The organism is Corynebacterium sp. HMSC056F09 (assembly GCF_001815785.1).
GTDB lineage: Bacteria > Actinomycetota > Actinomycetes > Mycobacteriales > Mycobacteriaceae > Corynebacterium > Corynebacterium hiratae.
Genome location: NZ_KV821968.1, coordinates 1 through 12,077 on the forward strand (window position 1 = coordinate 1; position 12,077 = coordinate 12,077).

Here is a 12,077-nt window from a genome sequence, read left to right on the forward strand (position 1 = left end):
CGCCGTCAACAGCGCGTTTGGCTTTCGCTATTTGCTTGCCGATTCCGGGCAGGGTGCGTCTAGCCCGATCATGGGAGTACTGGAAGTGAGTCCTACAGCGGTGTCACAACCGGACGCAAGTGGGGGGCAGCTGAAGAACTACGGCGAGAAACTCGTCGAGTACATCGTCCAAGCAGTCGCTCGTGACCTCCTCGTCCACGCCATGACACTCGACGCAGACGGGTACGAATGCGACTACTACCGCAAAGATTAGACGCGCCAGAGAGGCAACTCGCCCCAGCTGTCAGGTGCTCCTGTGCGAGAAAACGGCACGATGGGATTGTGCGGGTAGGTGTGGAACAGCTTCGGTAGCCGGTCGGCTGGAGACAATTCCAGTTGGCGCTGCAAGTATTGGATAAGGGAGAGCTGCCCGAACACGCGATTCATTCCTTCAGCTACCGGAGCCAGCCTGACGTCATTGTTCAGTTTCGGTTTGATGTCGTAAACACGGTTGAACATCCTTGCATGATGAGCTGCGTAATTACGCAGAATATTCAAGGATTTCAGCCATGATTCAAGCTGAGGACCAGTTAGGCCGCAGGGCTCGGCAATCCGTTTGCGCACGATATTGGGCGACATGCCGTACAGGTACGACAGCATCCCCCAATCCATGATTTCGACAGCCGCCCAGATGGGTAGAGTCCCGCCATACTTGGATTTGTGGTGGGCGACGAAGTCCTCCTTCGACGCTTTCAATGCCGACTGGTACTTTCTCAGCCACACCTCGTGCACGCTACGCCCGTCTTTGTTTCGCTGCCGTGCCCGGGCGCTCAAACGCTGGGGATCCAAATAGATCAGCGGGTCAAGGCGACCCAGTTCGTGACCGAGCTTGGTTCGAATAGCCAACTCCACGCGATCAAGCTCGATGAACACGCTGTGGCGCAATTGTTCGTCAAACCCATAGAGGGCTACCACCAGGTCAAACGATGCTCCCTCAACGAATTCATCTCGGGCAGTGCCGTCGTCTTGGGAGAAACGGCGCATCGGGTACCAGTATCCGGACAAGCGGTAGTAGTTCAATTGAGCCAGCAGCGTCTCAGCATGCTGGGGATCATCCACTCGCATCCCACGCTGACGAAGCAATTCGACCTGTTCACCGTAGGTCTTGAACTGCTTCACCTGCTCCACGCGCACCCCTGTTTGATACAAAAACGAAGACCGGCCCTGGACTCCCATTGAGGCGGGCAGCGGAACCGGTCATGTTGACTACGAGGTTACCTGGTTGATGACGCCGAGGCAAGAGCACGGGACATGGAGCCATCGGTACGATCCGAACCATCACCTCGGGCGGACAGGTCCTGTTCTGCGGCCGGGACGTGGCGACCGCCCTCGGCTACGCCAACACGAAAGATGCCCTGGCGCGTCATTGCAGGGGGTCGTTAATCACTACCCCCTTGAAAGGGCTGGTGGCATCCAGCAGGTCAGGTTTACCAGCGAAGGTGTCCTATTACGACGTGGTGCTGGCGTCGCCGTCGCTGATCACCACCACCGAGATCGCCAAGGACTACGGCCTGTCGGCGAAGAAGCTCAACCAGATTCTGCGCGGGGAGCAGGTGCAGTTTCACCAGTCCGGGCGTTGGTTCCTCTACGCCAAGTTTGCTGAGAAGGGTTACACCCAGTCCAAGACGTACGAGTACGACGAGGGCAAGACCTGCACCCACATGTACTGGACGCAGAAAGGCCGCCTGTTCATCTATGACCTGTTGAAGAACATCCGTGGCCTGCTGCCGGTGGTCGAGCGTGAAGGCGAGGACGCCAGATGACCACCACTGCGCTTCTTGATATCGGAATACCGAAGAAGAACGTCGAAGGATACCCTGACCCGACTTGCTACCGGGCCCTGAAAGCGATTCAGCGCGCCGAGATCGACTGGGCTCACCAGATGGACATCCCGAACCACCACCAGATCACCGACCAAGCCGGGCTGGAGCAGGTGGCCAGGTTGGATCACGTCGCCGCCACCTACACCAACGACCGGCGCTCGTCTGCGAGCTTCATTTCCTCGGACTGTGTCGTGATGGACATCGACAACGACCACACCGAGGAATCATCCAACTGGGTGACACCGGAGAAGCTCGCCGAGTTGATGGCGGGTGTGGTGTTCATGACCGCCACTTCCCGTAACCACCAGAAGGCGAAAGGCGTGCTGGCGGCTAGGTTCGGTTTCTTTGATCAGCAGGCGTTGGATGCCGGACGGTTCATCTACGGAACCACAAACGGGCCCTCGGCAGGCTGGCGTTCATAAAGCTAGGAGTCGATCTTAGTGTTGGTGGCAATCGAATGTGTCCGGTACGCCCACTAATGTTGATTAATGGATTCACTATTCCCCATCATTACGCAGACCCAAGGAGAACCAACCCATGACGCACCGCGCAGACGCAGGGCTTGAGCCGGCTCGGGAAACGTCGGCGTCGCAGACGTCGTTTGTGCCGCAGCCAGGAAACCAGGAGGCGCGCCGGGCGGACCTGCGCCGCTGGAAGGCGATTGCGCTGTCCTTCCTGATTGCTGCGGCGGTGATCTTTTTGGGGTGCTCGTGGTGGCAGGCGTCGGCAAGCGGGGCTCCCGTCTGGGTGGGCTACGTGCGCGCGGCAGCGGAGGCAGGAATGGTCGGTGGACTGGCGGACTGGTTCGCCGTGACCGCGCTGTTCCGCCGACCCATGGGGCTGCCCATCCCACATACGGCGCTTATCCCCAACAACAAGGACCGCGTGGGTGATGCGCTCAAGGACTTCGTGGAGGAGAACTTTCTCACCGCGGATGCGCTCAGCGCCAAGGTACGGGAGGCAGAGATACCGCTGTGGCTGGCGCGCCAGGGCGTGGAGCCTGGGCGGGCGGAGGAGGTCTCCGCGTGGATTGGTGAGCGCGCAGCCAGCGTGGTCGCAGACCTAGACCCGGCGGAGGCAGAGCAGTTCATCCGCACCCAAGTCATGGACCGTCTGGCAGAGCCGGAGTGGGGCCCGCCGCTGGGGCGCCTGCTGGAGGGCTATATCGCGGAAGGCAAGGCGCGGCCGCTGGAAGATGACCTCATTGAGTGGGCGCACGGCAAGATCCTCGGCATGGAATCCACGGTGGTCACCGCCATTGATGAGCGCATGCCCGGGTGGGCGCCGCGCTTTGCCCGCGAGATGGTGGGGGAGAAGGTCTACGCCGAGCTTGTGGAATTCGCCGATGAGGTCCGCCGCAACGGCAACCACGAAGCCCGCCTGGCCATTCGCCGCAACCTGTCCAAGCTGGCTTCGGACCTGCAGTGGGATGAGGACATGCGCGGGCGCATCGAAGGCATCAAGCAGGAGATGCTGGCCTCCGATCAGGCGCAGAAGGCCCCGGCGGCGATGTGGGCGACGGTTTCCTCCACGCTCATTGAGCAGCTCACCGACCCAGAGTCCTTCCTGCGTCAGAAGATCACCGCCAAGGTGAAGGAATTGGCGCACCGTCTGTTGGAGGATTCGGAGTTCCTAGCGCAAGCCAACGAGCTGGTGGATAAGGCCGCGCGCTACGCGGTGGAGAAGTTCGCACCGGAGATCATCGCGATTATTCCAGAGACCATTAAGCGTTGGGATGCCCAGGAGGCTTCCGAGAATATCGAGCTGATGGTGGGCAAAGACTTGCAGTTCATTCGGCTTAACGGCACGGTCGTGGGTGCGCTGGCTGGATTGGTTATCTACACTGTTAATCATCTGCTTTTTGGCGTCTAACAAGGAGTGACGACCATGTCCGTATTTGACTCAATCAAGAATGCCGGTTCCTCTGCTTTTGACGTGGCCAAGGATTTTGGTGGCCGTTTCAAGGAGGAGCGCCAGAACCAAGCCCAGAGTGCACAGGCGGATCGCATTGCCCGCGCCGCCGATGAGGCGGGCATGGGTGATGGCACTGCGAAGGAGGAGTCCTTCTTCGACCGCGTGACCTCCACGGCGAAGAATATTGGGGAGTCTGTGTCCTCCGCCGCCCGTGAGACCCGCAACTCGGAGTCTTTTGAGAAGGCTCGGGAGGATTTCAACACCGCCTTCAACGAGACCCGTGAGGGTGTGCAGGGCGCTATCAACAATGCCAAGGAGCAGCGCGCGGAGGGCAAGCATGCCCAGCAGCCGCAGGAGCCGCAAAGCCCTCGCAACCCTTATGCCCCGAAGCCGAATGACGATGTCATTGACGGCGAAGTAGTTGACGAGAACTAGTTAGTCTTTCTTGATGCACACTTTTCTTAATACTATTGCGTCGATACCGCACTACATTTTCATCGCGGTATCCCTCTTCGCCCTCATCGGCGCCGTCCTGGCAGCGATGACGAGGGAGGACGCTTTCCGCGCCGGTGACCGCCAGAACAAATGGGTGTGGGTCGGGCTGCTCTTCGGTTCCGCCCTCATGATGAACTGGCCGCTGCCCTTTGTCAGCTGGATTGGTGCCATCATCACCGGCGTGTACTGGTTTGATGTGCGCCCGCAGCTCAAGGCCATCATCAACGGCGATTATTCCTATTAATGCTGAATCTGCTTGAGGCCTCCGTGGAGGAGGTGCGAAACCAGTCGGCGGGGCAGCAGCGAGTGCTTGTTTCCCCGCACCACGTGCTTGCCGCTGAGGGCGCCGAGCACGTCATTGCTGTTGCCGGTTATCCCACCGGGCGCCATCACTCTTTGGTGAAGGCGGCGGAGGCGCGGCTGGCCGTGCAATCAGGTGCGGCCGAGGTGTGGGTTGCGGTGGATGCGCTGCTAGGGGATGCCACCTCGCTGCTCTCCGAGCTCGTCACCCTCCGCGAGGCCTGCCCGCTGCCCGTGCGCTTGGGGCTCATTCTTCCTGAGCATCCAGCTCTGCCGTTGCCGGAGTATGTGCGTGCTGCCGAACAGGCGGGCTATCAATGCCTCATTGAAACGGGCTCCGTCGTTTCAGACGACGAAGCCCTGGATACGCAGCTCTCCGTGGAGAGCCTTTAACTCTGTGCTTTAGCTTTCGGTTCTTAGTTGTCCGGTGCCTGCTGTGCTGGTGCGGTGGCAGAATCGAGCTCGCTCATTGGAACGTCGTGGCCAATGAGGGTGAGCGTGAGCTCCCCAGCCCCAACATCCACGGATTCGAAGGTCAGCTGCTGGCCCGCGAGCTGTTCCTCCATGCCTTCGGCCAAGGCATTCGAGATCGCGGAGGTCGCCTGCTCCGGAAGATCGAAGCCGAAGAGCGATGCTTCCTTCGCATCGATGGCGAGCTTGCCGTCGCGAGCCTCCGGCTTGAGTGACAGCGTGGCCAGGCCACCGGCAAATTCCACCTCGAGGTCATCCTCGGCATCGTTGGCGGTAATCGCGGTGACTACCAGGTTGCCCAAGGCGTCATAGCCAGACTGCTCAGCAATGGCCTTTTGGAAGCTGGCGAGCAGGAACTGATCCGGCACCGTCGTCGAAGCCCGCAGCGTGCCCGCGACCGGCTCCTTGGACAGCGTCATGTCTTCGACGTGGACATCAGCGGCCGGTTGGCCGGTGATGGTGGTGCCCTCAATCTTCAGCGTGGACGGGGTCTTCATATCCATCTGCGGAATCTTGCCGTTGAGCAAACCAAAGACCATGGGGCTGGCACCGAAGCTCACCTCCGGTTCCTCGGAGGTCTCCACGCCCTGCTCCTTGGCGGACTGGGTAAATTGGCTCTTCATCTGAGAACCCAAGAACCAGCGCAGGCCGAGCTCAGCAAGCAAGATGATGAGCAGGAGCGTCACCAGTACGCCGATGAAAATTTTCCAGGCCGTCGAGGCGGGAGATTTAGAAGAAGCCATGACTACTAGTGTGGCGCACTGGATTAAAGTTGGCCAACTACCAGGTCCCAATCCACTGTGAGAACGTTGTCCCGCAGGCGGCGGTTCACCGGGTGGATGGGGACTGTCTGCCGGAGTTCTTCGCGCGCCATGCGCCAGCGCACCCGCGGGCCATATGGAGACCAGCCGGCGGCGCGGTCCCAGGCGGCGTCGGCTGCCTGCAAGAGCTCGTGGATCGGCTCACCCGGCACATTGCGGTGGATGAGGATTTTGGGAAGGCGCTCCGCGATATCGCTAGGGCGCTCAACGTCGAAGGGATCCCAAGCGAGGGTTAGGGTACGTGGACCGGAGACGTCGAGAAGCACCCAGGCCGATCTGCGCCCCAGCTCGTCGCAGGTTCCCTCCACGAAGAAGCCGCCGGGAGCAAGACGGGAGGTCACCGTGTTCCAGGCTTTCTCCACCTGGTCGACGTCGTACTGGCGCAGCACGTTGAAGGCTCGCACCAGCTGCGGGCGGTAGCCGGCAAGCTCGAAGCCGCCCAACTCGAATGTGACGCCATCGCGCGGCGGCAGGACGCGCTCGGGGGAAATCTCTAGGCCCGTTACCCGGGTATTCGGGTTAACGCTGCGCAGCCAGCCGGCCCACTCCACGGTGGTGGTGTGGGAAGCGCCGTAGCCGACGTCGAGAGCGAGCGGCTCCGGAGTGGAGCGCAGTAGCGAGGAGATCTCCGGGTGCGCCACCATCCACCGATCACAGCGGCGCAGGCGGTTGGGGTTGGTGGTGCCGCGGGTAACAACGCCAAAAGGCCGACCAGCGCTTTCCTGAGCCTTCAGGTTATGCGCGTGATCGGCCATGGCAACAACTGTGGTGTAGGGAGTTGTTTAGAGGTTGTTGGAGATCCACTCTTCGGTGAGCTTGCCCTCGTTGGTGTAGAGCTCCTGCAGAGCTTCAGCGACCTTCGGCTCGATGGCAGCGCCCATCATCGGGATGTTGACGGAAACCTCGGTGACGTAATCCAGAACGGTGGTCTCATCCTGGGCCTTGTAGGTGATGTCACCCTTGAAGTCGACCGGGGTGCCCTTGACGTCAGCGGTGAAGGAGACGGAAATCTGATCGTCGACCAACTCGCCGATGGTCACGGTGCGCTTTTCCTTCAGGTCCTGGGAGACCATGGCGCGAACGGCCTCCGGAAGGAGGGAGGTCGGAAGAATTTCGTAGAGCACAGCGGTGTTGCCGGTGAACTCGTGCACGGTACCCGGTTCCGGGGACAGCTTGGCCACGATGAAGTCCCAGTACTCCTGAGTGGTCAGTGCCTTGTGCACCTTATCGATGGGCTGGTTGATGATAACGGTGTTTTCGCTACGGGTTGACATGAGTTACAGACTACCTTGGTAGACGTGCTAGATAAATTCCTGACCCTCGCTGACATTGACGGAGTCACGCTGGATTCCGAGACCACCTTCGCCGATCTCACGACGCTGCGCATCGGTGGTGCACCGCTGGTGACGGTGCGCTGCGCCAGCGCTGAGGCGGCGGTTGCGGCCTTGGCCGCGCTTGACGACGCCTCCCAGGACTACCTCGTCGTCGGCGGCGGCTCCAACCTTGTGGTGGCGGAAGGCCAGTTGGATGTCGTGGTCGTGGTGCTCGACTTCGAAGACATCGACGTGACCGTGGCCAACGGCCTCGTGCGCGCCGATGCGGGCGCGGTATGGGATGACGTCGTGGCCCTGACCGTGGAGTGCGGTCTGGGCGGCATCGAATGCCTTTCCGGCATCCCGGGCAATGCGGGTGCCGTACCGGTGCAGAATGTCGGCGCCTATGGCGCGGAGACCTCCGACGTCCTCACGCAGGTCTACCTCTATGAGCGCGCTACGCGGACCGCAACGTGGGTGCCGGCCGCAGACCTGGAGTTGGCCTATCGCTACTCCAACCTGAAATTCACCGGGCGCGGCGTGGTGCTGGCTATTGAGCTGCAGCTGACCACCGATGGGCTGTCCACACCCCTGCGCTTTGGCCAGCTCACCCAGAACCCAGGTGAGCGCCGCCCAGTCGCGGAAGTCCGTGAGGAAGTGCTGAAGCTGCGTCGCGGCAAGGGCATGGTGCTCGACCCAGAAGACCACGACACCTGGTCAGCCGGTTCCTTCTTTACCAACCCCATCGTGGAACCGCAGCTTGCCGATTCCATCCAGGAAGCCGTCCGCGCCGCCCGCGGCGACGAGGATGCGGACCGCATGCCGCGCCACGTGGTGGGTGGGACCACCACGTCGAGAGAAAGAGGAGAAGATAAGGAAAAACTCTCCGCTGCGTGGCTCATCGAGCGCGCCGGCTTTGCAAAGGGCTACCCGGGTGAAGAATCGGGTGCGAAGGCAACCTTGTCCACCAAGCACACCCTGGCGCTGACCAACCGCGGTGAGGCCACTGCAGACGACATCGTTGCGCTGGCCCGCGAGATTCGCGCCGGGGTTCAGAAGGCCTTCGGTGTGACGCTGGAGCCGGAGCCCATCTGGCTAGGGGTAGAAATATAAGTGCGCAATATTTAAAATAGCGTTGAATTGCTAGCTCGCCGCCGCAAACACTAGGCGCCCAGAAAGGACCTCGCATGTACATCCCCAAAGACGTACTCTTTGCCATCCTCCTCTTTGTTTCGGCCCTTCTCTGCGCGGTGGCGATGCTGTTGGTCCCAGGCCTGTTCGCGGAGTTCAGCGCAGCGCGCTGCACCTTAATGGCGAGCGTCTTGGGGATCGGCGTCGCCGGGCTGTTTTTCTCCCGCATCCAGATCCGACGCCTCGAGCACTAGCGGTTAGGGCTCCATTGCCCCAAGCTTTCACCGCCGCTTAGGTCATGACGTTGAGCCACTCATCCTTGGCCGCGAGGAAATCGCGTGCGGCCTCCTGTGCGCCCTCGAGTGAGTGGTGGGCGCCCCAGCCGCACTGTACCTCGTTGGCGGCGGGAACCTCGGTGGCGTTGAGGATGTCATTGAGCGCGCCCTCGACGGCGCGGAGCAGCTCGTCCTGCTCCATACCGTTGGTGATGGCGTAGAAGCCGGTGCGGCAGCCCATCGGGGCAAAACCGATGAGCTTGTCGGTGTAGTTGCGCATGAAGTTGGCCATCATGTGCTCCACCGAGTGGATTGCCTCGGTGCCGAGGTGCTCCTTGTTGGGCTGGCAGAAGCGCAGGTCATACTTGATAATCTCGACTCCGCCGCCCAGGTCGGTGCGGTCGGCGACGCGGATATAGGGGGCGTCGACAAGCCGGTGGTCGAGCTCGAAGGACTTTACGTTGATCTTGTTCTCGGTGTTCTTCTCAGTCATGCTTTCCCAGTGTAACCACGGCTTAGCCTGTGGCCCGAGTGTCCTTCCCCTGAATGCGGGCTGTGCCGCATACGCTGGTCAGATATGAGCGAAGAGGAGATTGGCGGCAACGCTATTCCGGCCGAAGAGCCAGAGACCATCGTGCCGTTTAAGAGCTCGACCATCCTTGAGGTCCAGGGCCACGATGAGGAACGCGACCCTTTCTCCAGGGACAACCGGCTCCGCAAGGAGAGCTGGGGGCTGATCATCCGCCGCACGTGGAATGACTTTTTCCACGATGCCTTCATGGACCGTGCCGCCGGGATGACCTACTTCACGCTCATGGCTTTTGCGCCCACGGTACTGGCCGCCTACTCCATTGCCACGCTCATCTTCTCCTCCCGCCAAGCGGAAGTGGAGCAGCTGACCTCAGAGCTCATCGAACAGTACGTCCCTGGCTCGCTTTCTGAGCAAGCCCATACGGTCGTCGGCACGATCATCGGCTCTAGCGCGCAGGGCACGTTGGCACTGATCATTTCCCTGGCCATTTCGCTGTTTTCAGCGTCGGCGTATGTGCGGGCCTTCTCGCGCACTGCCAATACCGTGTACGGCCGGGTGGAAGGCCGCGGGATCATCCGCACGTGGGCGCTGATGTGGGGGCTGACAGCAGTCATCGTGGTGGGCGCGGTCATCGTGCTTTTTGCCAACTTGCTGCGTGATGCTGTTCTTAACGAAGGGTTGATTCCGCTCGCGCGCAACGTAGGGCTAGAAGATACCGCCACGTACTTGGTAAGAATCTTCCTTCCGGTGTGGAACTGGCTGCGCTTTCCCGTCACTGTGATCGTGGTGCTCACGCTCATTGCAGTGCTCTATCACTTCGGCCCCAACGTGCGGCCTGGGCGCTTTAGGTGGATTACTTATGGTTCGGTGGTGGCGCTCGTGGGCACAGTAGTGTCCTGGGGGCTGGTAGGCCTTTACCTGAAGTACTTCGCTGCGGCCAGCGCCTATGGTGCGCTGAGCACCGTCATGGCGGTATTCATGGCCATGTGGTTGATGAACACCGTGCTCATCGTCGGCATCAAAATTGATGCTGAGGTGTTGCGCGCCAAGGAACTGCAACTGGGGCTACACTCGGAGCGTTTTATCCAAGCCCCGCCGCGCTCTGATAGCTCCTCCCAAGCCCAGGCCCGCGCCCAAGAAAGCTTGGAACAGAGAGCGCGTGAGATTTCAGATAACGCGCGGCAGGCACAGGACGAGACGGCAGGGATGTAGCTCTACTTCAAAGCGAGGTGGAAGGGAATCTCGGTGCCCGGCACGACGATGCCGAACGTGCCGTCTTCCGCGCCGTTCTCAGGCACGCTGACAGCCACTCGGCCGGTACGTTTCTCTTGCGGCTGGAAGGGAGTGTCTACGTCGATAAACCCATTGACATCCCACATGAGGGGCTGCCCATTCGACTCCTCGCCCGGGCCGAAGTAAAGGAACGCCATTTCCGAGCCGGCGTCGGTCTCGTTGCCCACGTACGTCAAGGTCAAATCAAAGACCAGGTATTTCTTCCCGTCGTCTGGCTGCTTGTAGGAAGGGTCCGCGGCCATGACTTCGTCCGTGCCATCAAAGTTGAGGTTGCTGACATCCACGTGCCATTCCGGTCCTTTCAGCGTCGTGTTGAGCGGTAGCGGGTTAGAACGAGAACCGGGCGTGCCTTCTTCAATGACTTGGTTTCCGTTCTCATCAGGAACGCTTTCGTAGTATTCCGTTGCTGTTGGGGTGGGGGAGCCCGTGCTGTCCAGCGTCTCCTCCTCATCCCAGGGGCGCACCGTCGTGCCCACGACAGAACTTGATATTCCGGGTGTTTGCGTAGTGTCCGGAAGCGACCCGATGAATTTTGCGGCCATGAAGAAGAAAAAGACGACCGAGGCGATCAAGCTGCCCACCACAGTGATGATCAGGGCGACTGCTCCCCACGCAGTTGACTGGTTGCTGAGGAAAAGTGAGACGGCGCCGGTAATAAGAGCTACGAGGAGAATGATCCAGCCTGCGACGTAGATGCCGGGGATGCAGGCGATGATTGTTCCCAGTACGGCGAGCGCCGTGGCGATGATTCCAACGACGGACTTTTTCTTCGGCGGCTCTGGCTGGAGATGGGCAGCCCCGTAACCGCCACCAGGGCTGCCATAAGGAGGTCCCTGTGGAGGGAAGGGCTGGTTGGCATAGGGGTTTTGCTGTGGGCTGCCGTGCTGTCGTGGCCCCTGCTGACTGGGGCCCGGAGGCGGGGTGTGCGGCGGATACGGAGGTTGGGTCATGAGTAGCTTCTTTCAAGGGAGCGTCCGATGAGCTCCGATAATAATCGCCGCATGGCTACTGGACCTGGGAAAGCGGCTAGCCGGGGAACGCTCCTAGATGCCAAAACCTTGCTCCCGCGTTGCATGGATCGGCGCTAAGTTTGGCAGATAGGGTAGTTGCAAGGCCGAGGGAAGGCGTACCTTCCGCGCTGCGTGGCCGGCACGCTGTCACTGCGTAGATTCTTCAGTTACCCGGCGTTGGCCCGCAGTTTTGTTTTGCTTGCGCTTATTGAGGAGGGCCGAGACGAGGAATCCAAACCCCATAACCGTTGTGGCCCTGGTTGACCACTCGTAATCAGCGATGAGCCAACCGGCAAGGGAAATGACGCTGAGTGAGCCGACAGCTGTCATGAGGAACTTCTCGATATCCATGCTTCACCCCTGGTTCCTGGAAGTCTCGCAATTAAGTAAACGGTGCCTTATGCGAAAAACTATCACGAGGCGAAGGGAGCAGGCAGAAAAGAAGCCGAGGAGGCCCGCTTCTTTGCGGACGTCCTCGGCTTGTTCTAAGGGCTTGCTGTTAGACCTTCTTCTCTGAAGGGGCGGCCTTAGGCGGAGGGGTAGGTGCCGTCATCGGTGAGGCGCACGGTGTCGTCGAGAAGCATGGCAATCTCGGCGGCCTTGGCGTCCTGCGCCGGGAGGCGGCGGCCTTCGATGACCTCGAAGAGCGGGGCGCGGCCC

The 12,077-nt window shown here is 60.7% G+C and carries 16 protein-coding genes and 1 pseudogene; 10 read left to right on the plus strand and 7 right to left on the minus strand.

What is annotated here, in order from left to right; genetic code table 11:
- Positions 1–253 (plus strand): annotated as a pseudogene (locus HMPREF3056_RS10920) (hypothetical protein); the annotation flags it as partial.
- On the opposite strand, the gene HMPREF3056_RS10925 reads toward HMPREF3056_RS10920, so the two are convergent.
- The gene (locus HMPREF3056_RS10925; protein ID WP_046647841.1) at positions 250–1,167 is read right to left on the minus strand and encodes an Abi family protein; all 918 of its coding nucleotides are present in this window, start codon (positions 1,165–1,167) and stop codon (positions 250–252) included. The pseudogene HMPREF3056_RS10920 and the gene HMPREF3056_RS10925 sit on opposite strands and share 4 nt — an antisense overlap.
- Positions 1,168–1,478: 311 nt before the next feature.
- Between HMPREF3056_RS10925 and HMPREF3056_RS13810 the strand changes: the two genes are divergently transcribed.
- The 6 genes from HMPREF3056_RS13810 to HMPREF3056_RS10955 all read left to right on the plus strand — a co-directional run bounded on the left by HMPREF3056_RS13810 (position 1,479) and on the right by HMPREF3056_RS10955 (position 4,964).
- On the plus strand, positions 1,479–1,802 hold the full coding sequence (locus HMPREF3056_RS13810; RefSeq protein WP_246822521.1) for a phage antirepressor KilAC domain-containing protein: 324 nt from the start codon (positions 1,479–1,481) through the stop codon (positions 1,800–1,802).
- The gene (locus tag HMPREF3056_RS10935) at positions 1,799–2,284 is read left to right on the plus strand and encodes a hypothetical protein (RefSeq protein ID WP_070510555.1); all 486 of its coding nucleotides are present in this window, start codon (positions 1,799–1,801) and stop codon (positions 2,282–2,284) included. The genes HMPREF3056_RS13810 and HMPREF3056_RS10935 overlap by 4 nt, the downstream gene beginning before the upstream one ends.
- A 115-nt stretch (positions 2,285–2,399) precedes the next feature.
- Positions 2,400–3,734: a DUF445 domain-containing protein gene (locus HMPREF3056_RS10940; RefSeq protein ID WP_070754797.1), complete on the plus strand. Its 1,335-nt coding sequence runs from the start codon at positions 2,400–2,402 to the stop codon at positions 3,732–3,734.
- Positions 3,735–3,749: 15 nt separating this feature from the next.
- Positions 3,750–4,211 (plus strand): CGLAU_01105 family protein, encoded by a 462-nt coding sequence (locus HMPREF3056_RS10945; RefSeq protein ID WP_070444004.1) that lies wholly within the window; start codon positions 3,750–3,752, stop codon positions 4,209–4,211.
- Between the two features lie 13 nt (positions 4,212–4,224).
- Positions 4,225–4,515: a DUF2516 family protein gene (locus tag HMPREF3056_RS10950; protein ID WP_070754799.1), complete on the plus strand. Its 291-nt coding sequence runs from the start codon at positions 4,225–4,227 to the stop codon at positions 4,513–4,515.
- Positions 4,515–4,964: a deoxyribose-phosphate aldolase gene (locus HMPREF3056_RS10955; RefSeq protein ID WP_070754801.1), complete on the plus strand. Its 450-nt coding sequence runs from the start codon at positions 4,515–4,517 to the stop codon at positions 4,962–4,964. The genes HMPREF3056_RS10950 and HMPREF3056_RS10955 overlap by 1 nt, the downstream gene beginning before the upstream one ends.
- 23 nt (positions 4,965–4,987) lie before the next feature.
- Here the strand turns inward: HMPREF3056_RS10955 and HMPREF3056_RS10960 are convergent, their stop codons facing one another.
- Genes HMPREF3056_RS10960 through HMPREF3056_RS10970 form a run of 3 tightly spaced genes read right to left on the minus strand, consistent with a single transcriptional unit; the run spans position 4,988 to position 7,137 of the window.
- Positions 4,988–5,785 carry an LmeA family phospholipid-binding protein gene (locus tag HMPREF3056_RS10960; protein WP_070516429.1) on the minus strand — a complete coding sequence of 266 codons (798 nt, stop codon included), beginning with the start codon at positions 5,783–5,785 and terminating at the stop codon, positions 4,988–4,990.
- A 23-nt stretch (positions 5,786–5,808) separates the two neighbouring features.
- Positions 5,809–6,618, minus strand: coding sequence for a class I SAM-dependent methyltransferase (locus HMPREF3056_RS10965; RefSeq protein ID WP_070754803.1), 810 nt, complete (start codon positions 6,616–6,618; stop codon positions 5,809–5,811).
- Between the two features lie 27 nt (positions 6,619–6,645).
- On the minus strand, positions 6,646–7,137 hold the full coding sequence (locus HMPREF3056_RS10970; RefSeq protein WP_070526146.1) for a DUF2505 domain-containing protein: 492 nt from the start codon (positions 7,135–7,137) through the stop codon (positions 6,646–6,648).
- Between the two features lie 24 nt (positions 7,138–7,161).
- Between HMPREF3056_RS10970 and HMPREF3056_RS10975 the strand changes: the two genes are divergently transcribed.
- Together HMPREF3056_RS10975 and HMPREF3056_RS10980 are read left to right on the plus strand one after the other, a co-directional pair.
- Positions 7,162–8,289, plus strand: coding sequence for a UDP-N-acetylmuramate dehydrogenase (locus tag HMPREF3056_RS10975; protein WP_070754805.1), 1,128 nt, complete (start codon positions 7,162–7,164; stop codon positions 8,287–8,289).
- Positions 8,290–8,363: 74 nt separating this feature from the next.
- Complete coding sequence (locus HMPREF3056_RS10980) at positions 8,364–8,561, plus strand: hypothetical protein (RefSeq protein ID WP_070516424.1); 198 nt, start codon at positions 8,364–8,366, stop codon at positions 8,559–8,561.
- Between the two features lie 37 nt (positions 8,562–8,598).
- On the opposite strand, the gene HMPREF3056_RS10985 is transcribed toward HMPREF3056_RS10980, so the two are convergent.
- Positions 8,599–9,075, minus strand: coding sequence for an S-ribosylhomocysteine lyase (locus HMPREF3056_RS10985; RefSeq protein ID WP_070516422.1), 477 nt, complete (start codon positions 9,073–9,075; stop codon positions 8,599–8,601).
- An 84-nt stretch (positions 9,076–9,159) separates the two neighbouring features.
- On the opposite strand from HMPREF3056_RS10985, the gene HMPREF3056_RS10990 reads away from it, so the two are divergent.
- The gene (locus tag HMPREF3056_RS10990) at positions 9,160–10,326 is read left to right on the plus strand and encodes a YihY/virulence factor BrkB family protein (RefSeq protein WP_070754807.1); all 1,167 of its coding nucleotides are present in this window, start codon (positions 9,160–9,162) and stop codon (positions 10,324–10,326) included.
- Positions 10,327–10,328: 2 nt separating this feature from the next.
- On the opposite strand, the gene HMPREF3056_RS10995 is transcribed toward HMPREF3056_RS10990, so the two are convergent.
- Both HMPREF3056_RS10995 and HMPREF3056_RS11000 read right to left on the minus strand, forming a co-directional pair.
- A complete protein-coding gene (locus HMPREF3056_RS10995; RefSeq protein WP_070754809.1) occupies positions 10,329–11,357 on the minus strand; it encodes a hypothetical protein in 1,029 nt (342 codons plus the stop codon).
- A 207-nt stretch (positions 11,358–11,564) separates the two neighbouring features.
- Positions 11,565–11,768: a hypothetical protein gene (locus tag HMPREF3056_RS11000; protein WP_070754812.1), complete on the minus strand. Its 204-nt coding sequence runs from the start codon at positions 11,766–11,768 to the stop codon at positions 11,565–11,567.
- Positions 11,769–12,077: the final 309 nt, after the last annotated feature.

Excerpts from the sequence above, each read along its gene's own strand:
- HMPREF3056_RS10965 (WP_070754803.1), bottom strand. The coding sequence starts at position 6,618 with ATGGCCGATCACGCGCATAACCTGAAGGCTCAGGAAAGCGCTGGTCGG.
- HMPREF3056_RS10950 (WP_070754799.1), top strand. The coding sequence starts at position 4,225 with ATGCACACTTTTCTTAATACTATTGCGTCGATACCGCACTACATTTTC.
- HMPREF3056_RS11000 (WP_070754812.1), bottom strand. The coding sequence starts at position 11,768 with ATGGATATCGAGAAGTTCCTCATGACAGCTGTCGGCTCACTCAGCGTC.
- HMPREF3056_RS10940 (WP_070754797.1), top strand. The coding sequence starts at position 2,400 with ATGACGCACCGCGCAGACGCAGGGCTTGAGCCGGCTCGGGAAACGTCG.
- HMPREF3056_RS10935 (WP_070510555.1), top strand. The coding sequence starts at position 1,799 with ATGACCACCACTGCGCTTCTTGATATCGGAATACCGAAGAAGAACGTC.
- HMPREF3056_RS10970 (WP_070526146.1), bottom strand. The coding sequence starts at position 7,137 with ATGTCAACCCGTAGCGAAAACACCGTTATCATCAACCAGCCCATCGAT.
- HMPREF3056_RS10985 (WP_070516422.1), bottom strand. The coding sequence starts at position 9,075 with ATGACTGAGAAGAACACCGAGAACAAGATCAACGTAAAGTCCTTCGAG.
- HMPREF3056_RS10990 (WP_070754807.1), top strand. The coding sequence starts at position 9,160 with ATGAGCGAAGAGGAGATTGGCGGCAACGCTATTCCGGCCGAAGAGCCA.
- HMPREF3056_RS10960 (WP_070516429.1), bottom strand. The coding sequence starts at position 5,785 with ATGGCTTCTTCTAAATCTCCCGCCTCGACGGCCTGGAAAATTTTCATC.
- HMPREF3056_RS10955 (WP_070754801.1), top strand. The coding sequence starts at position 4,515 with ATGCTGAATCTGCTTGAGGCCTCCGTGGAGGAGGTGCGAAACCAGTCG.
- HMPREF3056_RS10995 (WP_070754809.1), bottom strand. The coding sequence starts at position 11,357 with ATGACCCAACCTCCGTATCCGCCGCACACCCCGCCTCCGGGCCCCAGT.
- HMPREF3056_RS10945 (WP_070444004.1), top strand. The coding sequence starts at position 3,750 with ATGTCCGTATTTGACTCAATCAAGAATGCCGGTTCCTCTGCTTTTGAC.
- HMPREF3056_RS10980 (WP_070516424.1), top strand. The coding sequence starts at position 8,364 with ATGTACATCCCCAAAGACGTACTCTTTGCCATCCTCCTCTTTGTTTCG.